Origin of the sequence: Paraglaciecola mesophila (genome assembly GCF_009906955.1) — a bacterium.
Lineage (GTDB): Bacteria > Pseudomonadota > Gammaproteobacteria > Enterobacterales > Alteromonadaceae > Paraglaciecola > Paraglaciecola mesophila_A.
Map to the genome: position 1 here is coordinate 4,560,472 of NZ_CP047656.1, position 24,975 is coordinate 4,585,446.

21 protein-coding genes and 2 tRNA genes are annotated in these 24,975 nt (G+C 43.8%); 8 read left to right on the forward strand and 15 right to left on the reverse strand.

Annotated features, from left to right (window positions below; genetic code table 11):
- The first annotated feature begins 113 nt into the window (after nt 1-113).
- Together FX988_RS19485 and FX988_RS19490 are read left to right on the forward strand one after the other, a co-directional pair.
- A complete protein-coding gene (locus FX988_RS19485; RefSeq protein WP_160181748.1) occupies nt 114-1,622 on the forward strand; it encodes an Hsp70 family protein in 1,509 nt (502 codons plus the stop codon).
- Nucleotides 1,623-1,675: 53 nt separating this feature from the next.
- Entirely contained in the window at nt 1,676-2,182 is a 507-nt protein-coding gene (locus tag FX988_RS19490; protein ID WP_160181749.1) for a DUF3087 domain-containing protein, read from the forward strand.
- Between the two features lie 41 nt (nt 2,183-2,223).
- Here the strand turns inward: FX988_RS19490 and FX988_RS19495 are convergent, their stop codons facing one another.
- The 12 genes from FX988_RS19495 to FX988_RS19550 form a co-directional block, all read right to left on the reverse strand.
- Nucleotides 2,224-2,976, reverse strand: coding sequence for a sulfite exporter TauE/SafE family protein (locus tag FX988_RS19495; protein ID WP_160181750.1), 753 nt, complete (start codon nt 2,974-2,976; stop codon nt 2,224-2,226).
- A 68-nt stretch (nt 2,977-3,044) separates the two neighbouring features.
- A complete protein-coding gene (locus FX988_RS19500) occupies nt 3,045-3,239 on the reverse strand; it encodes a YwbE family protein (protein WP_160181751.1) in 195 nt (64 codons plus the stop codon).
- A 243-nt stretch (nt 3,240-3,482) separates the two neighbouring features.
- Nucleotides 3,483-4,358 (reverse strand): AraC family transcriptional regulator, encoded by an 876-nt coding sequence (locus FX988_RS19505; RefSeq protein ID WP_160181752.1) that lies wholly within the window; start codon nt 4,356-4,358, stop codon nt 3,483-3,485.
- Between the two features lie 172 nt (nt 4,359-4,530).
- Nucleotides 4,531-5,163, reverse strand: a complete 633-nt coding sequence (gene nth / locus FX988_RS19510) for an endonuclease III (protein ID WP_160181753.1) — start codon at nt 5,161-5,163, stop codon at nt 4,531-4,533.
- Nucleotides 5,164-5,199: 36 nt separating this feature from the next.
- Nucleotides 5,200-5,898 (reverse strand): electron transport complex subunit E, encoded by a 699-nt coding sequence (locus FX988_RS19515; RefSeq protein ID WP_160181754.1) that lies wholly within the window; start codon nt 5,896-5,898, stop codon nt 5,200-5,202.
- A 6-nt stretch (nt 5,899-5,904) separates the two neighbouring features.
- Nucleotides 5,905-6,552 carry an electron transport complex subunit RsxG gene (gene rsxG / locus FX988_RS19520; protein ID WP_160181755.1) on the reverse strand — a complete coding sequence of 216 codons (648 nt, stop codon included), beginning with the start codon at nt 6,550-6,552 and terminating at the stop codon, nt 5,905-5,907.
- Nucleotides 6,549-7,622, reverse strand: a complete 1,074-nt coding sequence (rsxD, locus tag FX988_RS19525) for an electron transport complex subunit RsxD (protein ID WP_160181756.1) — start codon at nt 7,620-7,622, stop codon at nt 6,549-6,551. Before rsxD ends, rsxG begins: the two co-directional genes overlap by 4 nt.
- Before the next feature lie 9 nt (nt 7,623-7,631).
- Complete coding sequence (rsxC, locus tag FX988_RS19530) at nt 7,632-10,247, reverse strand: electron transport complex subunit RsxC (protein WP_160181757.1); 2,616 nt, start codon at nt 10,245-10,247, stop codon at nt 7,632-7,634.
- On the reverse strand, nt 10,247-10,813 hold the full coding sequence (rsxB, locus tag FX988_RS19535) for an electron transport complex subunit RsxB (RefSeq protein WP_160181758.1): 567 nt from the start codon (nt 10,811-10,813) through the stop codon (nt 10,247-10,249). The genes rsxC and rsxB overlap by 1 nt, the downstream gene beginning before the upstream one ends.
- Nucleotides 10,813-11,394, reverse strand: a complete 582-nt coding sequence (gene rsxA / locus FX988_RS19540) for an electron transport complex subunit RsxA (RefSeq protein ID WP_007989830.1) — start codon at nt 11,392-11,394, stop codon at nt 10,813-10,815. The genes rsxB and rsxA overlap by 1 nt, the downstream gene beginning before the upstream one ends.
- Nucleotides 11,395-11,795: 401 nt before the next feature.
- Nucleotides 11,796-11,872: transfer RNA gene (locus FX988_RS19545), tRNA-Asn, on the reverse strand.
- A gap of 80 nt (nt 11,873-11,952) precedes the next feature.
- Nucleotides 11,953-12,029: transfer RNA gene (locus tag FX988_RS19550), tRNA-Asn, on the reverse strand.
- Nucleotides 12,030-13,088: 1,059 nt separating this feature from the next.
- Between FX988_RS19550 and FX988_RS19555 the strand changes: the two genes are divergently transcribed.
- From FX988_RS19555 to FX988_RS19565, 3 genes are all read left to right on the forward strand, one after another.
- Nucleotides 13,089-14,450: an MATE family efflux transporter gene (locus tag FX988_RS19555; protein WP_160181759.1), complete on the forward strand. Its 1,362-nt coding sequence runs from the start codon at nt 13,089-13,091 to the stop codon at nt 14,448-14,450.
- Between the two features lie 32 nt (nt 14,451-14,482).
- The gene (gene uvrB, locus FX988_RS19560) at nt 14,483-16,492 is read left to right on the forward strand and encodes an excinuclease ABC subunit UvrB (protein ID WP_160181760.1); all 2,010 of its coding nucleotides are present in this window, start codon (nt 14,483-14,485) and stop codon (nt 16,490-16,492) included.
- Nucleotides 16,493-16,704: 212 nt separating this feature from the next.
- On the forward strand, nt 16,705-17,625 hold the full coding sequence (locus FX988_RS19565; RefSeq protein ID WP_007989823.1) for a LysR family transcriptional regulator: 921 nt from the start codon (nt 16,705-16,707) through the stop codon (nt 17,623-17,625).
- Between the two features lie 80 nt (nt 17,626-17,705).
- Here the strand turns inward: FX988_RS19565 and FX988_RS19570 are convergent, their stop codons facing one another.
- Entirely contained in the window at nt 17,706-20,441 is a 2,736-nt protein-coding gene (locus FX988_RS19570; protein ID WP_160181761.1) for an ATP-binding protein, read from the reverse strand.
- 236 nt (nt 20,442-20,677) lie between these two features.
- Complete coding sequence (queC, locus tag FX988_RS19575; protein ID WP_160181762.1) at nt 20,678-21,334, reverse strand: 7-cyano-7-deazaguanine synthase QueC; 657 nt, start codon at nt 21,332-21,334, stop codon at nt 20,678-20,680.
- Between the two features lie 39 nt (nt 21,335-21,373).
- Here queC and queE point away from each other — a divergent pair, with 39 nt between their 5' ends.
- The 3 genes from queE to FX988_RS19590 all read left to right on the forward strand — a co-directional run bounded on the left by queE (nt 21,374) and on the right by FX988_RS19590 (nt 23,421).
- The gene (gene queE / locus FX988_RS19580) at nt 21,374-22,114 is read left to right on the forward strand and encodes a 7-carboxy-7-deazaguanine synthase QueE (RefSeq protein WP_160181763.1); all 741 of its coding nucleotides are present in this window, start codon (nt 21,374-21,376) and stop codon (nt 22,112-22,114) included.
- 13 nt (nt 22,115-22,127) lie between these two features.
- Complete coding sequence (locus tag FX988_RS19585; protein ID WP_160181764.1) at nt 22,128-22,562, forward strand: hypothetical protein; 435 nt, start codon at nt 22,128-22,130, stop codon at nt 22,560-22,562.
- Between the two features lie 76 nt (nt 22,563-22,638).
- Nucleotides 22,639-23,421, forward strand: coding sequence for an amino acid ABC transporter substrate-binding protein (locus FX988_RS19590; RefSeq protein ID WP_160182241.1), 783 nt, complete (start codon nt 22,639-22,641; stop codon nt 23,419-23,421).
- Nucleotides 23,422-23,565: 144 nt separating this feature from the next.
- Here FX988_RS19590 and FX988_RS19595 read toward each other — a convergent pair whose 3' ends face one another.
- Nucleotides 23,566-24,573 carry a YhdH/YhfP family quinone oxidoreductase gene (locus FX988_RS19595; protein WP_160181765.1) on the reverse strand — a complete coding sequence of 336 codons (1,008 nt, stop codon included), beginning with the start codon at nt 24,571-24,573 and terminating at the stop codon, nt 23,566-23,568.
- Nucleotides 24,574-24,975: the final 402 nt, after the last annotated feature.

The window sequence follows — 24,975 nt, forward strand, 5'->3', positions numbered from 1 at the left end:
GAAAGGGGGGAGACTATATATTGGTTGAAACATTTAATGAAGAAAGCGCTTTTTTCTATTACACTTCACCGCTTTGTTTTCGGTTAAATGACAGTGGATAACGAACGGCGGTTATGGCAGCAATTGGAATAGACTACGGTACCTCAAATTCAGAAGTTTCTTATTTTGATGGGCAACAACACCACTTTATACAGTTGGACCCGAGCATCGATGGAGCACATAAAATTCGCTCTTCTGTATTTATTTATTATGAAAATGAATTGCCCACACCGCCTGTGTCAATGATTGAAGCAAAAGTGGCACAAATAAAACGTGCCATCAACGACCAAATTGATAAAGCGAAAGAGGGGTATTACGAGGCACCTGATCCAAAAGAGCAGCAACGATACAGCGATCGCATTGGCGCGCTGCGTGCTGAATTTCACAATTTGCCTGAGTTGCAGCGACGCGCAATTGAAATACTGCTCAAAGATATGACAGTACAAGACTTGCCCTTGAAGCAATTAGTGGAAACTGGCAAATTCGCTTTTGGTGAAGATGGGTTTCGTCGTTATCTGAAAACACCAGATAAAGGCCGATTGATTTATTCTCCTAAAAATTTCTTAGGGGCAAACTTGGTAGCGGGACAACAGCACGCTTTTATTGGCCTGATTGCTAGACAGCTGGAATTCTTTCGGTTAAGCGCTCAAGAGCAGCTCAACATGACTGTCGATAGGGCAGTAATAGGTCGTCCAGTAAAGTTTCATGGTACGCGGGGTCAAGAGGGAAATGAGCAAGCGATTGAGATTATGACCCAAGCTGCTAAGCAAGCAGGCTTCTCTCAAGTCGAGTTTTTAGAAGAGCCAATCGCTGCGGCGTATCAAATTGAGCGTTCATTAGATAAACAGACGAATGTGCTGGTAGCGGATATTGGCGGCGGCACCACGGATATATGCTGTATTACGCTATCGCCTGATAAGCAAGCTAACCTCGATCGCCAGCAAGATGTACTGTCAGTAACTGGGGCTCGCTTAGGGGGCATGGAGTGCGACAAAAATCTTATTATCAAAAGTATTGCACCGACTATGGGGCGAGGTTTATTGATGCGTAACGGGTTGCCTGTTCCCCCTACTTATTTTTCAGATATGTGTGCGGTGGATGATATCCCAAAGTTGAATCATTTCTTCTCTGAGGAGTATTGGCTGGATATTGCGCAAACGAAGGCAGACGTCAAGGAGTCGGGATTGCTCGCACGTTTGCTTGCAGTGCAAGAAGATAAATTGTCCGCGAGGTTAGTCAACTCAGCGCGCCTAGCCAAAGAAATGCTATCGTCAAAAGACAGTATAACGTTACCTTTGCATTATGTAGAGCCTGATTACGATGTGGATATTGATATTCAAGCCCTCAGAAGCTCTATGCAGCCATGGTTATCGCGCGTGAAGGCGTTAGTCAAAGAATGTCTAGAGCACAGTGCAGAAGCGCCTGAAATGCTTTTTATTACAGGTGGAATGAGTTTATCGCCGATTGTAAGGAAGGAGTTAGGCGAGGTGATGCTGCCGCACTTACCCTTAATGCAGGGCGATGCGTTTAATTCAGTCTGTGAAGGGTTGGCAATACAGGCCGCTAAACTTGAGCAAAAATAAGGGGTAAGTGGCGGCTAGCCGGCTAGAAACCTTGAAATGAAAAGTGAGCTAATATGCAACTAATTGACGTCAATAAAGCGCGTTATCGAAAACATCTGAACCGTGTCATTTGGGGTTGTATCGCAGGTCTAGCAATCGGAAGCTTAGGGATTTCTCAGATACTTATTGCTCTTTTTCCAGATGAAAGCGGGCGTCATTTTCATTGGAACTTGCTCGGTGTACTCGTAACAAGTGTTACTATCGGCTATGTATTAAGTCAATATCGCTCGCACGAATTTATGCGGGAGGTAACATATGTATGGGAGCTTAAACAGGCGCTGAATAAAATTAATCGAAAACTGGTTAAATTAAAACAGGCGGCTAGTCAGGGGAATGTTGATGCTATGTTGGCATTACAGTATAGCTATGCGGGCTCTCGTCTTTTATGGAAGCTAGATGACAATACTATCGTTATGGAAGAGTTAGCGGTTGAACAAGCTAAGCTTGATGGTCTTATGGCTCAGTATCAAGTCGCCCTGAACATAGAAGACTATAACGAGCAGGTCTTGAAGTCGTTTTGAACGCCTAATGGTTGATGTAAAATAGTGCTTGGTTGTCGACGCTAAATCACCATTATTATCGCTGCTATTCCAGTCGCCGCCAATATCAACCAACGATATTGTTTTTCAGGAATGATACGAACTATTCTGATACCAGTAAAAGCACCTAACGCGATAACGGGTAGAAGCGCCAAGTTTAGGTAAAACGAATTGAGCGAAATAGTATGCCAAGCGACAACGTGAAAGGGGACTTTAAACACATTAACCGCAAGAAAGAACCAAGCTCCGGTCCCTATATATTCGTTTTTCGGTAATCGCATACTGAGCAAATAAAGCGCCATTACAGCAGCAGCCAAATTACCTATCATACTGGTAAAGCCACCTAGTAATCCCATCAATATAGCAAACCACATATAGTCAGGAATGGCATCTTTGTTCGCGGTCTCCATCCATAACATGATGGCTAAGCTAACAAAGATGATAACCCCCATAACACTGCGAAAAAGCTGATCATCAATGTAATTGCCAATTAAGGTGGCTAGGATAACGCCCACAGCGGCAGATGGAAATAACTTGACCAAATAGGACCAATTTACATGTCTGCGATAGTAGGACACGGCAAACAGATCAGCCATAACCAGCAACGGCAGCATTAACCCTGACGAATCTTTACCGCCAAATATGATGGCCATAATTGGGATGGTAAATAAGGCCACACCAGCAACACCGGTCTTTGACATGCCGATAAGAAAAGCAGTAAACAGCAACATACCAGCGGTAGAATATGTCAGGGTGTAGGAGAATAACTCTATCATGGTCTATCGAAACCTAGTGCGTGAAGTATGCTTGGTGTATTGAAAAAAGTGGTTTTTGCAAGAGACGATTAACTATGGATAACTTTAACTCGGCCGACTTGTCCGTCTTCTAATCTCACTTTTATACCATGGGGGTGAGTAGGGGAGTTGGTCAATAATTTTTCGACAATCCCCTGGGTTAGGGTTCCGTTTCGCTGATGTTCTTTTAATACAACAGAGACTTCAGCCCCTACTTTTACATTTGCGCGTTTCGTGCCGTCCATTACTGGCTCCTTCGGGGGAAACTGAGAGAATTTCTCGTTTGGGGCGTCATAATTTACATGTACATACATCTTCGATTATGAGATTACCAGAGCGAGATTTGTGTGGGCTACAAGTATACTGACCATAGTTTACCAATCAATGGCATTCAGCCACTATAAAGTCTACTGCCATCGTATTAGTGAGATATTTAGCACTGCCGCTGTGATGAGTGAAAGCGTCTTCATTGCCCATCACGTATTATTTCATTCTTGTGCTTGTATCCATTGCTTTGGTGATTGCCCATACATTCGTCTGAAGTCTCGACTAAATTGAGAGGAACTCACGTAGCCCACTTCCATCGCAGCAACATTAACATTTCTGCCTTCGGCAATTTTCATTGCTGCTTTGTTAAGCCGCATAGATTTAACAAACTGGATGGGTGACATATTGGTTGCTTGTTTAAACTTTCGGTGGAATACCGCGCGGCTCATGCCTATCTGGTCAGCTAGGTTTTCAATCGTAACGGGCTCGCTTAAATTAGACGATAAAAACTCAATTGAACGTGCGATATCATTTCCGACTCCAAAAGTACGTCTGACTGTGTAGCCCGAGTCGCCCATTAGTATCGCATAGTAAAGCTCTCGCAAACGGCTACGGCCAAGTATGGCTATATCAGTTGTGCTTTCGCTTAGCATTATTAAGCGATACAGGGCGTCGGTAAATGCATCGTCCCAATTGGCTGTGGTTATACTTTGCGGATATGCTGCGCCTTTGGCTCTGCGCTCAAGTCCGTTGGCGTTTTCTAATTCGAAGGCTAGTTCAGTCATAACGCTGGTATCAAACGTAATGTACACGCCTATAAGTGGATTATCGGGAGAGGCCTCAGGCGTTCCAGCTTCAATAGGTATCGACATAGGACAACAGATGTATGCGCTGCTGTCATAAAAATGCTTATTGCCGCCCAGAATGGCTTCCTTGCAACCACTGACAATTGCCGTGATAGAGGGTTCGTACACTGCCGGTGCGCAGCTAACTGGTTCAGTTATCTTAAATAACTGAACACCAGGGATCCCTGTTTCTATCATCCCACTACTACTGACTTTTTTGATGATGAGCCGTTTAATTGTATCTTTATTCATAATGAACTGACTCATTGTTCGGTAATGATTTGCCAATTAAATAAATGAGGAAAATCACTGCTGGTTTATTGCAAAAATTTCGTAGAGATTAAAGAGCGCCATAAAAAGTCGCAATATCTATTTGGCTGAGTTGGTAAAAATAAAGCATCATATTGATTTTAATGCGAATGTGTTATTCAGTTTTATCTTTGAACTCGCATAAATCTTCCACGATACAGCTACCGCAGCGTGGCTTGCGCGCAATACAGGTATAGCGGCCGTGTAAAATTAACCAGTGATGCACATCGACTTTAAATTCTTTAGGTACCACTTTAAGTAGTTTCTTTTCCACGAGATCAACGTTTTTCCCTACGGCAAATTTGGTTCGGTTGCTCACGCGGTCAATATGGGTGTCGACGGCTATGGTAGGCCAGCCAAAGGCTGTGTTGAGCACTACGTTTGCTGTTTTGCGACCAACGCCGGGTAATGCCTCAAGCGCTGCCCGGTTTTCAGGAACCTCGCTGTTATGCTTGTCGATGAGCATTTTACAGGTTTTAATCACATTGACCGCTTTAGTATTAAACAGCCCGATGGTCTTTATAAACTCTTTTACACCATCTACGCCTAAGGCATAAACAGTTTCTGGTGTGTTGGCTACAGGGAACATTTTCGCCATGGCTTTATTCACGCTGACATCTGTTGCCTGAGCAGAAAGTAGTACCGCAATTAACAGCTCGAAAGGGCTGGTAAAGTTTAATTCGGTTGTAGGGTGGGGGTTAGCGTCACGCCACCGGGTTAACATTTCTATACGTTTTTGTTGGTTCATCGAGAAATAATATCCTGTTTTTATGACACTGTGCTGCTAGGTCTCGGCCGTCACCCTAGCCCGTTGCACAACTTTTGCTTCTTGCTTGGCTGCAAACATACGTTCGAAGCGTTTATCCAGTAGGTTTTTTAGCGCAATGAGTAAGCCCATGCCTAAGAATGCACCTGGGGGTAAAATAGCCAGTAAGAAAGGGGATTCAGATGTGAAAACAGTGATTTTTAGACTCGTAGCCCATTCACCTAAGAGTAATTCAGCACCGGCGAATAGAGTGCCATAGCCCAGCAGTTCACGCATGGCGCCCAGTAATACCAGCACCACAGTAAAGCCTAAGCCCATCATGAAACCATCAAATGCGGCATAACTGAGCGGATTCTTTGAAGCATAAGCCTCAGCCCTACCGATAATCGCACAGTTGGTCACGATAAGAGGAATAAATATGCCTAGCGCCTGATATAACTCAAAGGTGTAGGCGTTCATCAAAAGCTGCACTATAGTCACAAACGCTGCAATGATCATGACAAAAATCGGAATGCGGATTTCATTCGGTACCCAATTTCGAATAATCGATACGGTTGCGTTTGAGCCAACTAACACCAGTGTGGTCGCTAAACCTAAGCCCAACCCGTTGGTTATGGTCGCGGTCACTGCCAAAAGTGGACATAAGCCAAGCAATTGAACCAAGGCTGGGTTGTTTTTCCATAGCCCTTGCCAGCTTAGCTGTTTGAATTCATTCATCTTGCCTTACCCTTGTATGGTCGATTGAAGACGACACTCATTGCTAGCGGAGAAAATTGCGTCTTTATTAGTTTGGTAATAGAGAAGGGTATTCTTTACGGCATTTACCACCGCGCGGGGGGTAATAGTGGCGCCTGTAAATTGATCAAACTGGCCGCCATCTTTTCTAACTGCCCAGTAAGATGCGTTTGTGTCAGTCAATTGCTGACCGTTAAAACCCAGTACCCAATCGCTAATGCGTAGATCTATTTTATCACCTAATCCAGGTGTCTCTTTGTGTTCTATGACTCTAACCCCAGATACTGTTGCCTCTTTTGTTACCCCGACCACTAATTCGATGCGACCGCTGTAGCCGTTTGGTGCGGTGGTTTCAATTACCGCTGCTACAGGTTCACCGGCTAGCGTTGCGCGATAAATATGCTGTGGGTTCGCAGCACCTAGCTTCGCTTGGGATGTGACCAACACACAATCTTGCGTCATGTTATTGTCGTAACTGCTACGTGGCACAAGCTCGTCGAGGATTGCCAACAAGGTCTGCTGTTTTTGCTGCTCAATTTGTTCTTGAGTACCATAGTATGTAAACGCGATCAGCCCACTGGTAACAACAGCAAAGAATCCTAAAATGAGTCCGTTCTTGGCAATGATCTGCTTCATTTAGACTCTCCTTGGTTACGCTTTTTGTGGCCATAGGTACGGGGACGGGTGTAATAATCGATAAGAGGCACAGCCATATTCATGATCAGCACAGAGAATGCGATGGCATCTGGGTATCCACCCCAAGTTCGGATGACGTAGATCCAAAAGCCAATGGCTGTGCCGAAAATAATACGGCCTTTGTTTGTGGTTGAGGCGGAAACTGGATCCGTCGCGATGAAAAATGCGCCTAGGATCAAGCTACCATTAAAAATATGAAACACAGGGGATGCGAAACGGTCAGGATCAACTAAAAACATAACACCGGCACACACCGCCATGGCGATTAACATACCGCCAGGTATATGCCAGTTAATGACTTTAGCCTTGATAAGATAGAGTCCCCCTAACAAGTAACCAAAGCTTACCCACCACCAACCGATGCCTAAATTACCATCGAAAATCGCTGACTGAAGACCCTCTTCATAGGTTAACCCTTGAGCCAGACCCGTTTTAATCGCATCCAGTGGTGTAGCCATGGTATGACCGTCGGCCGCACTTTGTAATTGGGCTAAGCTGAAGCCATCTGCACTGAAGCTGGTGAAGACCGCATAAATAGCATCAATGATACCAGGCTGGTGCATCGTCAGGCTTTGCACTGGTAGCCACTGAGTCATTTGAACAGGAAAAGACACCAACAACATGACATAGGCGGCCATGGCAGGGTTAAACACATTGAAACCTAACCCACCATAAAGCTGTTTGACCATAGCAATGGCAAAAAAGGTGCCTATCACGACTACCCACCAAGGGGCAAAAGGGGGAATACTGATCGCCAACAATATGGCAGTTAGAATGGCACTGTAATCTTTAATTGCGCGTTCGAAATTACGCTTGCGCATTTCTAAAATGGTCGCTTCGGTGATCACCGCGGTAATAACAGCAAGGGCTATCTGTACTAGCACTCCGAAACCGAAAAACCATAACTGCAGTAAAATTCCTGGTACTAGGGCATAAATCACCATACGCATAATCTGTCCGGTATTACGCCGTACGTGCTGATGAGGTGAACTGGCAAGTTTATAATTCATGAGTCGCTTTTATTCTTCTGGTGATTTCATTTGCGCCGCCTTTTTGGCTTTTGCTTTGGCTACGGCAGCAGCGATGCGACGCTTTTTTTCGTCTAATGCTTGCTCTGCATCTGATGGCGCTGTGACTTGAGGGGTAACCGCTGCTTGTCCGGCGGCTGTATCGTGTTCGACGTCGGGACTTTGATCTGGGGCAGGAGCTTCGACGTCGGGCGTTTTGGACGTCACATTTGTGTTAGTTTCTTCGCCGGTTTCAGTTGAGCCCTCTTTCGCTAATTTCTTGGCTTTTGCTTTGGCTACAGCCGCCGCAATTCTCGCTTTTTTTTGTGCTGCAGGATCAAGCTCCTGAGCCACTTGCTTGTCTTTTGACACAAATGAGGACTGCACAGAAGGTTGAGTCTCGGCGTTCTGCGCTGTGGTGACTTCTGAGCTAGCGCTTTGAGCTGAACTTTGCGCAGAATCATGGGCCAAGCTTTGCGCTTTTTTCGCTTTTGCTTTGGCAATAGCCGCCGCTACGCGTTGATTTTTCGTTTTTGCTTCTGATGCACTCCCACTCGTGAGCGTATTTTCTGGCTTTTGCTCTGTTGAGCGTGATGCAGGTGAAACAACATCAGTGTTTTGCTCTGTTCCTGCTGGCTTTTCACCTTCTTTCTGGGACATTGAGCTGGCAGAGCTTTCAGGTGAGGATTGCCCACCTTCATCAGTCGCTTGGGCTTTTAATGCTTTTTTGGCTTTAGCCCTTGCAATAGCAGCGGCCACACGCTCGTCTTTTGATTGCCCAGCGTTTTCGTTTGCTTTTATTGCCGGCTGCTCTGATATCGGCGTTTTGGTTTGACTTTCAAGGCTATTGTCTTTCGCTAGGGCTGCCTCATTGCGATTAGCGTGTTGGGCTTTTTTGGCTTTCGCTCTGGCTATCGCTGCAGCTACGCGGTCGTCTTTTGATGTTCCGGATGATTGCGTCATCCCCTCTGAATGAGTAGACGCGTGCTGTGTATCTGTTTGCGTTTGTCCATCTTGCGACACCGGATGTTCTGCGCTTTCTTGGACTGGTTGGCTTTGCTGTGCTTTTTTGGCTTTTGCTCGGGCAAGGGCTGCGGCTATTTTATCTTGGGCGTCGTTGCCTTTATTTTGCATCGCGGCTTTACGTGCTTCAGCTGCTTTGCGATGTTTCTCGTCACGGGCTTCTTGCTCACGTACAAGCCGAGCAGCACGACTTTCGAAGCGTTCTCTGGCTTTATCTGATTTTTGTTTTTCTTCTTGCTCAACCCGAATTTCGGCTTTCGCCACGCGATAATAATGCACCAGTGGAATTTCACTCGGGCAAACATATGCGCAGGCACCACATTCAATGCAGTCGAACAAATTATAATCTTGCGCTTTATCTAGCTCTTTAGCTTTACTATGCCAAAATAACTGCTGTGGCAACAACGATGCTGGGCAGGCATCAGCACAAGCACTGCATCGTATACAGGGTTGCTCAGCTTCAGGCTCTGCTATTTCATTCGACGTAGGGAGCAATAAACAGTTGGTTATTTTAACCACAGGCACTTGATCACTTGCTAAGGTGAATCCCATCATGGGCCCGCCCATAATAATGTGTTTTTGCGTTTGTTTGTGGGCTACGTATTGTGCAGATTCGAGTAAATGAGCGACTGGTGTACCGATTAACGCCCATACATTTTTAGGCTTTTCTACCGCTTGTCCTGTTACTGTCACGACACGCTGGATTAGAGGCTTGCCGGAAAATACGGCGTCAGCGATGGCATAACAGGTGCCTACATTATGCATTATTACCCCAACATCGATGGGTAAGCCCTGTTTCGGGACCTCTCGGTTAGTGATAACTTGTATCAGTTGCTTTTCACCACCGGCTGGATATTTAGTCGCAATAGGAATGACCTTGTATCGCTCACTTTGCTGACAGGCAACACGCATAGCTTCTATGGCTTCTGGTTTGTTGTCTTCAATGGCAATGTATACTTGCTTAGGAGACAGCAAATGGCTGAGTACATCAATGCCTTGGCGTATCTGCCAGGCGTGTTCACGCATTAATCGATCATCTGAGGTGATATAGGGCTCACACTCAACACCATTAACAATAATAAACTCAACGTCTTTTTTAGGGGATGCTTTTATATGAGTAGGAAAGCCAGCGCCGCCCATACCTGAAATACCTGCGTCACAAATCGCTTCAAGTACCGAAATTTTTGGCTTAGATTGGTAATCTTGTAGTGGTTGAAGCGTCGTCCATTTGTCTAAATGATCAGGCTCAATGATTAACGTTTGTTCAGGTAATGCGGAAGGATGCGCTGATATATGTGGCCCAATACTGGTGACTATGCCAGATGTTGGCGCATGTACAGGCACAGAAAATGGGTTAGCGCTGTGTGTCAGAGGCTGGCCTTTTAATACGTAATCGCCCTGTGAAACAAGCAATTGACCTTCAACCCCAATATGTTGTTTCAGGGGAATAAACAAATGTTGGGGCAAGTCTATATTTTCTATGGGCGTATGATTGGATAATTCCTTTTGCTGTGCAGGGAAAACCCCGCCCGGGAAATCCCAAAGCTTTTCGCGCTCTACGCGGGTGACGATTTCATCGTAAGAGGGAGTTAATACGCGATTCATTAGCTTACCTGCTTAACGGGAATACTATCGATGTTCCAACGCCAGGAAGATGGCGTTGTCTTTGTCGGGATCATATCAATACAATCAACAGGGCAGGGGTCTACACATAAGTCACAGCCTGTGCATTCGTCACTAATCACTGTATGCATCTGTTTTGCAGCCCCTAAAATGGCGTCAACCGGACAGGCCTGAATGCACTTAGTGCAACCAATGCATTCATCTTCACGAATATAGGCCACTTTTTTAATATCTTCTGTTCCATGAGCGGCATCCAAAGAAGTTGCTTCTACTCCCATTAGATCAGCAAGCTTTTTAATAGTGGCGTCGCCACCGGGAGGGCACTTATTAATATCATCACCCTCTGCAATGGCTTGGGCATAAGGCTTACAGCCTGGGTACCCGCATTGGCCGCATTGGGTTTGTGGCAATAGTTCATCGATCTGCTCAACCAAAGGATCGCCTTCTACTTTAAAGCGAACCGAGGCAAAGCCAAGAATAGCGCCAAACACCAAGGCAAGCAGCCCTAGTGCAATCAGTGCGGTTAAGATTGCCCACATCAAACTCATTAAAATTTCACCAATCCAGTGAAGCCTAAAAAGGCTAACGACATTAAACCTGCTGTGATCATGCTAATAGATGCCCCTTTAAAAGGGGCGGGGACGTCAGCAACAGCCAAGCGTTCGCGCATAGCGGCAAATAAAATAAGGACTAAGGAAAAGCCAACAGCGGCGCCGAAGCCATAAATAACAGATTCAATGAAATTATGATCGTGGTTTATGTTTAACAACGCCACACCGAGTACAGCGCAGTTGGTCGTTATCAAAGGTAAAAAGATGCCTAATAGACGATATAAGGTGGGGCTTGTTTTGTGAACGACCATTTCAGTGAATTGAACCACCACGGCAATAACCAGAATAAAGCTCAGCGTTCGCAAATACTCAATGCCCAAGGGCAATAATATGTAATGTTCAACTAAGTAACTGGAAAGGGAGGCGAGAGTAAGTACAAATGTGGTCGCCATCGACATGCCAATGGCGGTTTCAAGCTTCCCTGAGACTCCCATAAAAGGGCACAAACCAAGGAATTGTACCAAAACAAAGTTATTAACCAGTACTGTGCCGATTAACAATAATAAAAATTCAGTCATGTTGATTGCAACCTAGAAGCAATAGCAAAATAATGAAACCTGTTCAATGTCGTGCGTAACCTAGCCATACCAGCATTAAGATGTGCATGATGTTAGTACTGTATCAGCTGATATGTAATTAAGCAGATTATCGGTAAGGCAAAATTACCGTTATCCTAGTGTCCTTCTGGCAAATTACACCTTTAACCGCGCTAAAACCAATTACTCCCATTGATGCACATAGATAAAAAACGGCTAACTGTTAGCACGTATAATGCGTGCTGATAAAGTCAAATACGTCATCAAGAAAGTGTGCGCTATTATCCAAGTATTCATAGTGATTAACAACTTGATATGCAAAAAGTTTTGAGAGGTATTTAAGGATAAAGCAAATAAGAATATAACAGATTAATGAGCCTGATTGGCTCCCCCTCCCCGATTCGAACGGGGGACCTGCGGATTAACAGTCCGTCGCTCTAACCAACTGAGCTAAGGGGGAATCATATATCAAACTTCTACACCCTGAGGCATAAAATACGCAACCGAACCAAATATGCTTAAGCGCTTGCTTTGCAACGTTGGCTCCCCCTCCCCGATTCGAACGGGGGACCTGCGGATTAACAGTCCGTCGCTCTAACCAACTGAGCTAAGGGGGAATCGTGTAACGTCTTATTAAAACCCACTTTATAAGATATTTTATCTTGTAGAGCGTTGCCTTGGTGGCCGTTTCAACGGGGGCGAATATTAATGAGCATCCAGTCTGCTGTCAACACCGATTACAACTATTTTTAGGCTTTTTATAGGATTATTTCTGAATTGATTTTTATTCGTACAATCTGCCGTGAAAATTGTTCAAGAGTTGAACATTTGCGTCAAATTAATGGAATGACATTGGGAAGAACTAATCGTTTTAGTGAATATTTGGGTGCTAAATGCAAAATAGATAACGGCATGAGGATGAGTTCTTTTTTCACAGTTAATAAAGTGCAGTATTGCTGTGATAGGAAAAACACAAGATCCGATTGTTTATATAACAAATGGTTATTTAAATTAGTTTGATGACTGTATGTATAATCAGTGCTTAATAAAACTGTAACCTAATGTATGACCACTTCAGGTTAGTGATGACTTACCAAGTGATCGGGCAATTCTCATTCAAGTTCACGGATTTGTTGAGTCGGGGATAGTTATCCACTATATCTGTGGATAACTATGTGCATGAATTAACTTTGCTAGCCGCTAGCCTAGTGGATTCGTTGTCAATACGATTTTTTAAAAACTTCTGATTTTTTGTGTTTTACCATTTAAATCATTATGTTACGTGTTATGTTTAGCTTTTTTGGCTTAGCTTGGGTGATTTTTACCCAGTGATTTTTTGCTTGTGTGTTGTTTCTGATTTCAAGCACTATTTTATAAAAATAGTGCTTGAAATTACGGAATTTATACCAACTCTTTTTGTCGGAAAAATAGCTGTTCAGTGATCATTTCATCTACAAACTACATTATCGACATGGCTAATTGATCATTTTTTGTCACTTTTAGCATACAGTTATAGGCCGTTTTTTATCGACACTAACCTAATGTGTCATAAATTCAACATATTGCCATATTAGGCCGCCGCGCGTTGTATGCACTTATTTTGATACAGCTTTTCGTTAGTTTTATATTCAGGGTTAGCTTAGTATGGCTTCATTGTTAATGAAGGAACCTCTAGAGTGAGTCAAAAATCTGCGTCTTCAGGACGCCGCGATCTGTTAAATAGCCCCATTGGTAACACCTTAAAAAGTATGACGCTTCCGATGTTAGTTGGCATGGTAATGATGATGTCTTTTGGCTTGGTGGATACCTATTTTATCGGTCTATTGGGCACAGATGAGTTAGCCGCCATTAGTTTCACTTTTCCCGTAACCTTTACCTTGATTAGTCTACACATCGGCTTAGGTATTGGTACGTCAGCGGTGATTGGCCGGTTTCTCGGAAATAATAGCCACAGTGAGGCACAGCTATCAGGCACAGGTGCGTTGATGCTGGCTTTTGTGCTGGCTGCTGTCCTCGCATTCGTTGGTGTTATAACCATCAACCCTATCTTCACCTTACTTGGAGCCAATGAGCGCCTGCTTAGTTATATTCATGAGTACATGGTGGTGTGGTACGCGGCAGGTGTATTTTTAGCAATGCCAATGGTCGGTAACAGTATTCTTCGGGCATCAGGGGATACCAAAACGCCCAGTTATGTAATGGCTGGTGGCGGGCTCATTAATGTGATCTTAGATCCTATTTTGATTTTTGGTTGGGGGCCGATCCCAGCAATGGGCATGCAGGGAGCAGCGCTTGCCACATTGATTGCTTGGGCTCTGGGGCTCTTGTACATTCTCTATCTGTTAGCCTACAAGCGTGAGCTCATTTTACCGCGCTTGTTAAGCATGAGTGAGTTAAAGCGTTCTTGCGGCGGGATTTTAAAAATAGGCTTACCAGCGGCTGGAGCAAATATGTTAACGCCAATTGCTGGGGGGATCCTCACTGCTGTTGTGGCAGGCTATGGGCCTGGCGCAGTTGCCGCTTGGGGGGTTGGCGGACGATTAGAATCAATTGCTAGTATTGTCATTTTAGCTTTGTCTATGTCATTACCTCCTTTTATCAGTCAAAATTTCGGGGCGAATAATTTATCCAGAGTTTCAAAAGCCTATCAGTTGTGCGTACGTTTTGTAGTGATATGGCAATTATTGGTCTTTGGGGTGTTTTATGTTTTATCAGGTGTGTTCGCCAGAGCATTTTCATCAGAGCCTGAAGTCATCGGGCTGATTCAAACGTATTTAATGATCGTTCCTTTAGGCTATGGTGTACAAGGCATCGTTATTTTGACGAACTCGTCTTTTAACGCGATGCATTTACCCATGTCGGCTCTGCTGATGAGTGTTTTGCGCTTGTTTGTTTTCTTTGTGCCCATATCTTATCTAGGCAGTTATCTTTTTGACCTCAAAGGTATGTTTTGGGCTGGAATAGTGGCCAACATGCTAACTGCAGCGGTTGCTTACATATGGTTTTGTCGTTCATTGTCTAAGCGCATGGCGGCGTAAGGTTATTTTTTCTTTTATTACAAGGATCATTCATGGCTCGTCCGTTTCAACTCACGTCTAATTATTCACCGGCAGGGGATCAACCTAAAGCCATACAGGCGTTAGTGGAGGGGCTGGAAAGTGGTTTGGCTGCGCAAACGTTGCTCGGTGTTACTGGGTCTGGTAAAACCTTTACGATGGCTAATGTTATTAATGAAGTGCAGCGGCCAACCTTGATATTGGCGCACAACAAAACCTTAGCAGCACAATTATACGGCGAAATGAAAGAATTCTTTCCGAATAATGCAGTTGAATATTTCGTATCATATTACGACTACTATCAACCTGAAGCCTATGTGCCATCAAGTGATACCTTTATCGAAAAGGATGCTTCGGTCAATGCGCACATTGAGCAAATGCGACTCTCTGCAACAAAAGCCTTGATGGAACGTAGAGATGTCGTGATCGTCTCTAGTGTGTCAGCAATTTACGGCTTGGGTGATCCAGATTCATATATGAAAATGTTGTTGCACTTTCGTCAGGGTGACATCATGAATCAGCGTGATATATTACGTCGTTTGGCCGAAATTCAGTACAGCCGAAATGACATTGCCTTTGAGCGAGGCACATTTCGTGTGCGCGGTGACGTTATTGATATCTTTCCTGCAGACTCTGAACGTGAAGCGGTTAGAGTGGAACTGTTTGATGAAGAAGTAGAACGCATCAGTATATTCGATCCATTGACAGGGGCCGTAGAGAAAACCGTCGCCAGAGCTACCATCTTTCCGAAAACGCACTATGTAACCCCACGAGAAAAAATTCTTGATGCTGTGGAACATATAAAAGAGGAGCTTAAAGAGCGTAAAGCTCAGTTGATATCAGTCAATAAGCTAGTTGAAGAGCAGCGTATCAGTCAACGTTGCCAATTTGATATGGAGATGATGCAGGAGCTGGGGTATTGCTCTGGAATTGAAAACTACTCCCGCTATTTGTCGGGTCGTACGCCTGGGGATCCGCCGCCTACTCTTATTGATTATTTTCCGGCTGATGGTTTGATGTTCATCGATGAATCTCATGTTACGGTTTCGCAAATTGGCGCCATGTATAAAGGCGATCGCTCTCGAAAAGAAACCTTAGTCGAGTATGGCTTTCGATTGCCGTCTGCACTGGATAATCGGCCATTGAAATTTGACGAATTTGAACAAATAGCCCCTCAAACCATTTATGTTTCAGCCACCCCAGGTAAGTATGAACTAGCCAAAACCCCTGATGATATTGTCGAGCAGGTGGTTCGTCCGACAGGATTAATTGATCCCGAGATTGAGATACGGCCTGTGGGTACGCAAGTTGACGATCTGCTGTCAGAGATAGAAAAATGCATCGCTGTCAATGAGCGAGTGCTAGTGACAACGCTCACCAAACGAATGTCAGAAGATTTAAGTGAATATCTAGATGAACACAATGTGAAAGCACGTTACCTGCATTCTGACATCGATACAGTAGAGCGCATTGAAATCATTCGTGATTTACGTTTAGGCAAGTTTGATGTTTTGGTGGGCATTAATTTATTGCGAGAGGGCTTAGATATGCCTGAAGTGTCTTTGGTGGCGATCCTTGATGCGGACAAAGAAGGCTTTTTGCGCTCTGATCGCTCGCTAATTCAAACTATAGGCCGTGCGGCTAGGCATATAAACGGCCGGGCTATTTTGTATGCGGATCGTATTACAGGTTCAATGCAGCGTGCCATCGACGAAACGAATCGGCGTCGAGAAAAACAAAGTGAATATAACAAAAAACACAATATTGTACCGACTCAATTGAACAAACCCATTACCGATATTATGGATGTTGGAGAGGGAGGTGGGCAAGGTAAAGTCATGCTACGCAAAGTGGCAGAGACAGGTAAGAAGTACAATGGACTGAGTGCTCCTGAACTAATGAAAAACATCGCAGAACTTGAAAAGAAAATGTTCCAAATGGCGAAGGATTTAGAGTTTGAACAAGCTGCTTCTCTTCGTGATGAGGTGGAGACCCTACGGCAAAAATTGGTGGATATGTCTTAGCTATCATTACTCCTCTTTAGCAAAAGCAATATCAGCATCGATACTTGGTTGTTTTGGTAAATTAAATGGGCGTAATTTTGTACGTTAGTCGATCTTTTACGGCTTTTCGTGACGGATAGCCATGGTTTCATGATATTTACATTGTAATCAGATTTCGCCTTGCCTATTATGTTCTTTAGTATCAATAACTATACCTATAAGTGGTGCTAACCATGATAAATCGTCTGCAAGAATCTGATATTAAACTATTACGTGTGTTTTATGCCGTTGCTTCGTGCAACGGTTTTACCGCTGCTGAGTCCGTTTTGCGGATGCAGCGGCCGAATATCAGCGCTGCTATTAAAAAGTTAGAAGACCGACTCGATTTGGTGCTATGTCATCGAGGGCGCGGTGGATTCCAAATGAGTAAAGAAGGCGAGGTGGTATTTCAGGAAACCAAGCGCATCTTTAATTCGTTTGATAATTTCGTATTTAATTTAAAAAGCCTACACGACGATTACTCTGGGCATATTACGTTAGTGATGATGGCAGGTTTACCCCTTAATTATCACCTTGCAGTTAGTAAAGCTGTAAAAAGCACCATGAAAAAATTCAACGACATTCATGTCAACATTCAAACGCGCTTATATAATGAAGTTGAACACGTGGCCTTATCTGGTGAATGTCATTTGGTGTTATCCACTTATGATATGGTTAAACCTGAATCTGTCACGTTTCACCCAATAGAAGTGAAGTGCCGTGGCCGCCTGTATTGCGCGCCAACCCATCCTTTAGCTAAATATGCCGATGGTATCCCAGATAATGTTCGTATTGATGATTACCCTGCTATTGGGATATCAGGACTATCCTCTGGTAATTATATTGACGGTGAGCGCCGCCTTTCGATTCAAACTTTTTCGGACTCATATGATGGCTGTTTATCAGCGATCATGACCGGAGAGTACATGGGATTGTTGCCTGACTATATGGTCGAGCATCAAGGGAAAGGTTTAGGTTTGGTGTCGATTAAAAATCGTCAATTTGAGTTTAATCATGAGTTGTTCATGATGAATGGGAAAAATACTCGACTGAATCCAGTGCTACGGCATTTAATCAAAGAAGTTGCTTACTTTATTCAGCAAACTGAAAAATAAGTAAACCTGTCTTCTAGGCAAGGAGTTTTGCGATAAGCAGTATTGTAGCAACACGTTCTCTTCACTGAGAAAGAACACCATTATCCCAAATAAGAAAGTAATACCGCGGTAAGCTTTTCTATGTTTACCGGCTTACTTACATGTTCATTGAATCCTACTTGCTGAGCTTTTTGTTTGCTCTCTTGCATTACATCTGCGGTCAAGGCAATGATTGGCAGTGAGGATTTGTCATGCTGTTGGCGTATTTGTTCAGTCGCAGCATAGCCATCAAGCACAGGCATTTGGCAGTCCATTAATATTAAGTCAAAATGGTGATGGCTTGCCGCTTGTACAGCTAAAGCGCCATTGCCGACTACCAAAGCTTTTAAGCCCAAACTGTTTAATATCTCTGTGATAACCACTTGGTTAATGTCGTTGTCTTCAGCCACTAGGATACGTTTTCCCTGCAGCGCAGTGACATCTTTGTTGAGCGCTTTTTCCCTTGGTGTGGATAGATTAACCAGTGTGGGAAGTGTTAAGGTAAGTACAAACTCGCTGCCAACGCCTTCTTCGCTTTCAACGGTTAAGCTGCCCTGCATTAATTGGGTGAGTTCATTAGAAATGGCTAACCCTAAGCCTGTTCCACCAAAGCGTCGCGTGGTGGAGGTATCCGCCTGTGAAAATGCGCTAAATAAATTTCCCTGTTGCGCAGGTGTAATGCCTATGCCTGTGTCTTTCACCGTTATTTGTATGCGCGCAGTAGGGGGGATTTCATTGGTATTCTGTTCGACTATTGCCGCATGCAGAACAATGCCCCCCTGTTGCGTAAACTTGATTGCATTGCTGCATAAGTTGATGACGATTTGCTCGATCCTCAGAGGATCTCCCTTAAAAAATAAGCCTGGGGGTAGGTTATCTTCTAATGCCCAGTCAACGTTTTTAATACTTGCACCGGGCTCAAACATAGTAGATACACGATTTAAAATATCGTGGAAATCGAATTCCATCTCTTCCAGTACCAGTTTTTCTGATTCAATTTTAGAGATATCTAAAATGTCGTTAATGATCGCCAATAGCGTATCTGATGAGCTGGATATTTTATGAATGTAAGATTGATGCTCAGCAAGATCATTAGAACGCTTAGCAAGCTGGGAAAAGCCGATAATAGCGTTGAGGGGAGTGCGTATCTCGTGACTCATATTGGCTAAAAACTGGCTTTTGGCCTTGTTTGCTTTGTCTGCATCATGTTTCGCAAGGGCTAATGCGCGGGTACGAATTTCGACTTTACGGCTGAGTACAGCTTGTCGATTATTCATTAATAGAATTAATGTCATAGAAAAAGCGACGATAACCACTTGGAAAATAGAAAAAAACATCGAAAAGCTATACTGATGATGAAGCAGGTACTGGGATTTTGGTGCTAAATCTAAGCGCCAGGTTTGTCCCGGCAATGTTATAGGCAGAGAAATAAAATGCTCTTTGTCAATTAAGCTCGGGTGAGCTGAATGTGTGTTGCTAGCAAATATTTCATGGCCGCCATTTTCTGAGACCTCGAAATCAAATATGTCCAAGGCATTTTTTGATAACCCAGCGTCGAGGATTTGAGATACTAAGAATACCCCTGTTGCATACCCTCTAATATGTTCTCCTAGGCTATCTTCGTATACAGGAGCAAACAACAAGTATGCGGGTTGAAAGCTATCAGACTGCACCAGTTTAATGATGGGGGTGGCCGATAATTGAAAGGGAACATCCGATTGCGCCAATGCCGATTTACGCACCGAATTGGAATACACATTAAATCCGATGGCCGCTTCGTTTCCTCGTTCTGGAGTAATAAATTTTACAAACACGATGGGATCGATTGGCTCGATTGGCTCCCCCTTTATCATAATGGGACGTTGATATATTTGGCTCAGTTGTGCCTGTTGCTCTGATTTGCGATTTGCCGGTATTCTTGGGTTCCAAGACAATGCTTTGAGGGTGGGTTGTTGTTGCATAAGATGTTTTGAAAAGCGATTAAAATCTTCACGGCTTAGATCAGGTTTAGATTGCACATGATTAGCCAAAACCTGTAATTGATGATTACTTTCGCTAATGGCGCGATGTAAGCGGGTTTCAATGAGCTGGCGTTCGCGATGGGCTAGAGCAAGGGCATTTTCATAATTGTAATTGGCAAATAATATCGAGCTAACAGATAGTGCCAAAAATAACAGACTATTGATGGCTAAAATCAGTAACCTGTTTTTCTGTTTGCCTGACCTGAATACGGTGATATCGAGCAAGCCCAATATAAAAGGAGTAGCGAGGAGCACGCCTAAGGTATCGCCCATCCACCACATGAGGACGTTGTTCCAATAAAAGGCATCGCTAAAAGCAGGGTTGAAATAACTAAGGGTAAAAATGCCCACATTGGCCGAAATAAGGTTGGAGGCAATACCTACAATCAGTACAAATAAAATGGCCGGTTTGTCTGATCTAAGGTTCAGCGGGCTGCCTAGCCAGAATCTCAAAATACCTCCCCCAGCCATTCCTTGTGCACCAGCCCCTAGTGCAATAATGAAGTTTTCCAGCAGCGGCGTTATATTGTCGAAACTAATGGAAGGGCCACTATAAATAGAGAGGTTGTACATTAAGCAGGCGCCAAATGCGGCAGGAAAGAATCGCCACCACCATAAGTAACAGCCTACCAGTGCAATACCCGCAGGCAGCCAGATTGATACGACGTCAGTTTGTTTTAATACTGCGGTTAGGCCATGAGCCACCAAAAAGTAGGCAAGAGCGAGCAAAAGGTACAAGCGCCAAGAAAGTAGGTGAGCGGGAACTTGGCGTTTCATAGGGAAAGTTGACAACCATCAAGTTCAATCCCAACGAATGGAAAACAATCATTTTGTTTGCGACAGCGATAACGGATCAACAAATGTACCCTGCAGTAAAATGCGTTATTAAAGTATTGATAGTGATTGCAAAGTCTCAATAAATCAAATTACGAAGGCATAATTTACTTGCCTTATCACCCTAACGCACGTGTGATAAGGCAACGGTTTTGCTGTATTGATGAGTAAAAAACTGACTATTCGTATGATAATGGGTCTATTGTGTTGTTTTTTTCAAATGCCTCAAGTCGTTCTTGGCACGCACCACATTTTCCGCAAGCTTTTTCTCGACCGTTATAACACGTCCACGTTAAGCCATAATCGAGCCCCATGTTTAATCCTGCGGTTAAAATATCGATTTTGCTCTGATATAAGAAAGGAGAAACAATTTCGATTTTTTCATAGTTGGCTATGGCGCAAACGTCGTTCATGCGTTCAACAAATTCAGGGCGGCAGTCAGGGTATATGTCATGATCACCTGAATGCGCCCCGTAATAGACTTTATTTGCATCCAATGAAACAGCGTAACCCACCGCCATGGATAATAAAATCATGTTCCGATTAGGCACCACAGTCGATTTCATACTTTCTTCTGCGTAATGCCCTTCTGGGATATCGACGTCAGAGGTAAGTGACGAACCTCCAATGAGCTCATTAATGGCAGATATATCAATAATTTTATGCGCTACACCCAATGTCTTGCAGGCGTGACTGGCGTAATCTAATTCTTTGCTATGGCGTTGTCCGTAGTTAAACGACAGCGCATATACGTCATATCCGTCCTTGACAGCCATATTTAGAACAGTAAAAGAGTCCATACCACCTGAAAATATTACCACCACCTTTTGTACCATTTGTCCTGCTTCTCTATAATCGACCTTTTCAAGATGCTAATGTTAAGCTATCCGGTTGATAAATCCCAGATAACCCTTAGTAAAACCACAGGAAAGCTGTTGAATACATACAAGATAAATGAGGTTTTCGAATCTCTACAAGGAGAGGGTGCTCATACGGGCGTTCCTTCTATTTTTATTCGCCTCCAGGGATGCCCAGTGGGCTGCCCGTGGTGCGACACCAAACATACTTGGGAAATTGATCAAAACCTAAAAGTGGAAGCGTCCGTTGTGATGGCGCAAAATGTTGATACTGAGCAGTGGTTTGAGCATACGCCCGAGCAGTTATTGGATTTATTTAGGCAACATGGATATACCGCGAGTAATATTATTCTTACTGGTGGTGAGCCATGCATGTACGACTTAATTGATCTCTCTAGTGTGTTAATAGAGAACGGGTATAGCGTTCAAATAGAGACAAGCGGAACCTATGAGATTATGGCGCACCCTGACACTTGGGTGACGGTGTCACCGAAAGTTAATATGCCGGGTAAACGTGACGTGCTAAAAAGTGCGCTGCTGCGGGCTAACGAGATTAAACATCCGGTAGCAATGGAAAAGCACATTGAAGAACTAGAGCAAGTTTTGTCATTATTGGAGGGCTCAAATACGACTAAACCTTTAATCTATCTGCAACCCATAAGTCAACAAAAACGAGCAACTGAACTGTGCATTAAAACCTGTATCGCCCGCAACTGGCGGCTATCTCTGCAAACACATAAATTTATTGGTATTGAATAATTAAGGTTTTTATATGCAACGTGACGCAATGAAATTTTTAACTGATTACGCACACGCCCTTGACCGACGAGATGAGGAGCGTTTAATCGATTTTTGTTTATTACCAACGGTCGTGATGAATGACAATGATAAACGGGTGTTTATTCAAGGAGAAGAATTGGCAAAAGCGTGTCATGTTATGGTTAGACGCCTAAAAGAGGCAAATATTGTCTATCACAAACCGAATTTAACCCAAGCCATTCGCCTGTCTGATACGTTACATTTTTTGAAAATGCGCTGGCAGTTGTTAGACAAAGACAAACAGGTTATTTTTACCTGTGCCACTTCGTATACTTTGCAGCAAGTCAGTGATGGCACATTGAAAATTATAGTGGCGGTAGTGGATGACGATAGGAAATCCTTTTTCAGTTTTTTCGCAAAAAATGATGAGAGCGAAGCTATTGGTTAAATTAATTGTTGGGTTCGCGCTGTTTATATCCTTGTCAGCGCAGGCAGCCACATGGCGTATCACCTACCCTAGACCGATGTCAGAGTCGGATAAGCGTTCAATATATCCCGTTAAATTGTTGGCCTTGGCACTTGAGCAAACCGGTGTGCAATATTCTTTAATGCCCTCGGAACGCATTATGCTGCAAAATAAAGCGCTTAAACGGTTGATGGACAGTCGCGATGTAAATGTCGTGTGGAGCGTGACAGACAAACAGCGAGAACAACAACTTTTACCGATTCGTATCCCGATTTACAAAGGGTTAATTGGCTGGCGACTATTGCTTATTCGTGACGACATGCCTGCACGATTTAAATATGTTCAAAAATTGGAGCACTTGATAAAACTTATCCCAGTACAGGGGAGAGACTGGCCTGACACTAAAGTGTTACAAGCCAACGGGTTTAACGTCACCTCTGACAATTCGTATGGCAATTTGTTTAACATATTACGCCAAGCTCAAGGGGATTTCTTCCCGCGCTCTGTGGTCGAAATTTGGGATGAGATCGACAACCCAGCGTACAACACAGATTTAATGGTTGAGAACGAAATAGCCATTCGCTATCCAGAGGCAATGTATTTTTTCGTCAATAAAAAGAGTCGCCCCTTGGCTAATCTACTTGAAAAAGGATTGGAGAAAGCCATAGAAAATGGCACATTTGAACAGCTTTTTGTGCATACATTTCAGGATAAGCTAGACAGAGCTAAAATGTCGTCAAGACATATATTTGAATTAGAAAATAGTTTTTTACCCACAGCCACACCATTAGAACGAAAAGAGTTATGGTACCAGCCCGAGGAAGCCTCAGCTGAGAACTAACACCTTGCGCGTTGCTTTTAGCTCGGTGCGTGCGGGCGCGCTCTGCGTTCGGCTGGTTTAAAGGTCCTATCAAAAATAGTAGAAAATAGGTCACATTGCTTTACGCTAATGTGACCTTTTTGTTGGTATTTGATAAGCAGATTGCTAGGCGTCTTTTAGATTGACTACATAACGTCCAACCACTTGGCCTTTAAAGAATTTATCTAGATACTCAGGGGTTTCATTCAAAGAGATTTCTTGTTGGTAGCTATCTAAATTAGGCAGTTTCATATCCGTTGCGACGCGTTGCCAAATATGTTGCTTGTCTGCTAATGGAATATACACTGAATCCACACCCAGCAGGGATATACCACGAGTGATAAAAGGAATGACGCTCATCGCAATCTCAGGTGAGGCCGCTAAACCCACTGATGCAACGCCGCCTCCTGGTTTGAGCTGTTTTAGTAGCCCAGTTAAATAGTCGCCGCCTAGTGTATCTATGGCGTGCGCCCATTTGGATTTTCCTGCGGGGGCGTTTTTGACCTCTAAGATCGTGTCTCTGTGCAATATTTCACTGGCACCAAGTGCGGTTAATTTATCTGATTGTTCAGGCTTACCGGAAAATGCCACCACGTCATAGCCCAATTGTTTAAGTAGCGCAATACTAATGCTGCCGACACCGCCTGTGGCCCCTGTTACAGCAACGGGACCATCACTGGGTTTTGCGCCCATCTTTTCCAGCTTTTGAATACACAAGGCAGCGGTGATACCGCCAGTACCATAAGTCATCGCTTCTTTTAACGATAAAGTGCTCGGGCAGGCGACTGCCCAATTTGCAGGAATCGAGATGACTTGACCGAGACCGCCTGGGGTATTCATACCCAGATCGTACCCAAAAACAACTACCTCATCGCCCGCGCTAAATGTACCAGACTTGTCGTTTAGAACGATACCTGCTGCATCTATACCTGGCGTGTGGGGGAAGTTTTGGCTAATGCGTTTATTGCCGCTCGCCGACATGGCATCTTTATAATTAAGTGATGAGTAATGTACTTCAATCTGTAAATCATTCTCAGGTAAGTCGCTGATGTGGCGCTGAACGATTCGTTTGCTAAACGTATTGTCTTTTTGCTCTTCGACGAGTAAAGCGTTAAAGGTGTCAATTTGAGACATGAATTTATTTCTCCTGTTGTGAAAAAATGCTTAACCTTACGCGAACATAGTATTGTGCATTCGTTATTGGTTAGCATGCTGCACTGGCTACAATCGATAAAAGGGGCGTAGCCGTGTCATTGTCAGTATTTACTCTCACTAAATGTTGGGGAAGGCTTTGGGGATTCAAGTACTGGTTATCATTTGTTTGTTGCTAGGTATGTACAGTTATGTTTTGCCTTGCCTGTTGGAATTTCTATTCATCCTATGAAGTCAGGTGAATTAATCAAATAAAGTATGTATTTACTAAAAGCAGATTTACTCTAATCACTAAGAAAATCACACAGGTTGATTTTCACACCTGATTTTCACGCTAAGTGGATTTTTCGTGAACCCCTTGAGCACGATTGAAAGAGGAATTGT

Excerpts from the sequence above, each read along its gene's own strand:
- queE (WP_160181763.1), top strand. The coding sequence starts at position 21,374 with ATGTTAAGCTATCCGGTTGATAAATCCCAGATAACCCTTAGTAAAACC.
- rsxA (WP_007989830.1), bottom strand. The coding sequence starts at position 11,394 with ATGACTGAATTTTTATTATTGTTAATCGGCACAGTACTGGTTAATAAC.
- FX988_RS19590 (WP_160182241.1), top strand. The coding sequence starts at position 22,639 with ATGTCAGAGTCGGATAAGCGTTCAATATATCCCGTTAAATTGTTGGCC.
- FX988_RS19585 (WP_160181764.1), top strand. The coding sequence starts at position 22,128 with ATGCAACGTGACGCAATGAAATTTTTAACTGATTACGCACACGCCCTT.
- FX988_RS19595 (WP_160181765.1), bottom strand. The coding sequence starts at position 24,573 with ATGTCTCAAATTGACACCTTTAACGCTTTACTCGTCGAAGAGCAAAAA.
- rsxD (WP_160181756.1), bottom strand. The coding sequence starts at position 7,622 with ATGAATTATAAACTTGCCAGTTCACCTCATCAGCACGTACGGCGTAAT.
- rsxG (WP_160181755.1), bottom strand. The coding sequence starts at position 6,552 with ATGAAGCAGATCATTGCCAAGAACGGACTCATTTTAGGATTCTTTGCT.
- FX988_RS19490 (WP_160181749.1), top strand. The coding sequence starts at position 1,676 with ATGCAACTAATTGACGTCAATAAAGCGCGTTATCGAAAACATCTGAAC.
- nth (WP_160181753.1), bottom strand. The coding sequence starts at position 5,163 with ATGAACCAACAAAAACGTATAGAAATGTTAACCCGGTGGCGTGACGCT.
- FX988_RS19505 (WP_160181752.1), bottom strand. The coding sequence starts at position 4,358 with ATGAATAAAGATACAATTAAACGGCTCATCATCAAAAAAGTCAGTAGT.
- uvrB (WP_160181760.1), top strand. The coding sequence starts at position 14,483 with ATGGCTCGTCCGTTTCAACTCACGTCTAATTATTCACCGGCAGGGGAT.
- rsxC (WP_160181757.1), bottom strand. The coding sequence starts at position 10,247 with ATGAATCGCGTATTAACTCCCTCTTACGATGAAATCGTCACCCGCGTA.
- queC (WP_160181762.1), bottom strand. The coding sequence starts at position 21,334 with ATGGTACAAAAGGTGGTGGTAATATTTTCAGGTGGTATGGACTCTTTT.
- FX988_RS19515 (WP_160181754.1), bottom strand. The coding sequence starts at position 5,898 with ATGAATGAATTCAAACAGCTAAGCTGGCAAGGGCTATGGAAAAACAAC.
- FX988_RS19500 (WP_160181751.1), bottom strand. The coding sequence starts at position 3,239 with ATGGACGGCACGAAACGCGCAAATGTAAAAGTAGGGGCTGAAGTCTCT.
- rsxB (WP_160181758.1), bottom strand. The coding sequence starts at position 10,813 with ATGAGTTTGATGTGGGCAATCTTAACCGCACTGATTGCACTAGGGCTG.
- FX988_RS19495 (WP_160181750.1), bottom strand. The coding sequence starts at position 2,976 with ATGATAGAGTTATTCTCCTACACCCTGACATATTCTACCGCTGGTATG.
- FX988_RS19570 (WP_160181761.1), bottom strand. The coding sequence starts at position 20,441 with ATGAAACGCCAAGTTCCCGCTCACCTACTTTCTTGGCGCTTGTACCTT.
- FX988_RS19485 (WP_160181748.1), top strand. The coding sequence starts at position 114 with ATGGCAGCAATTGGAATAGACTACGGTACCTCAAATTCAGAAGTTTCT.
- FX988_RS19565 (WP_007989823.1), top strand. The coding sequence starts at position 16,705 with ATGATAAATCGTCTGCAAGAATCTGATATTAAACTATTACGTGTGTTT.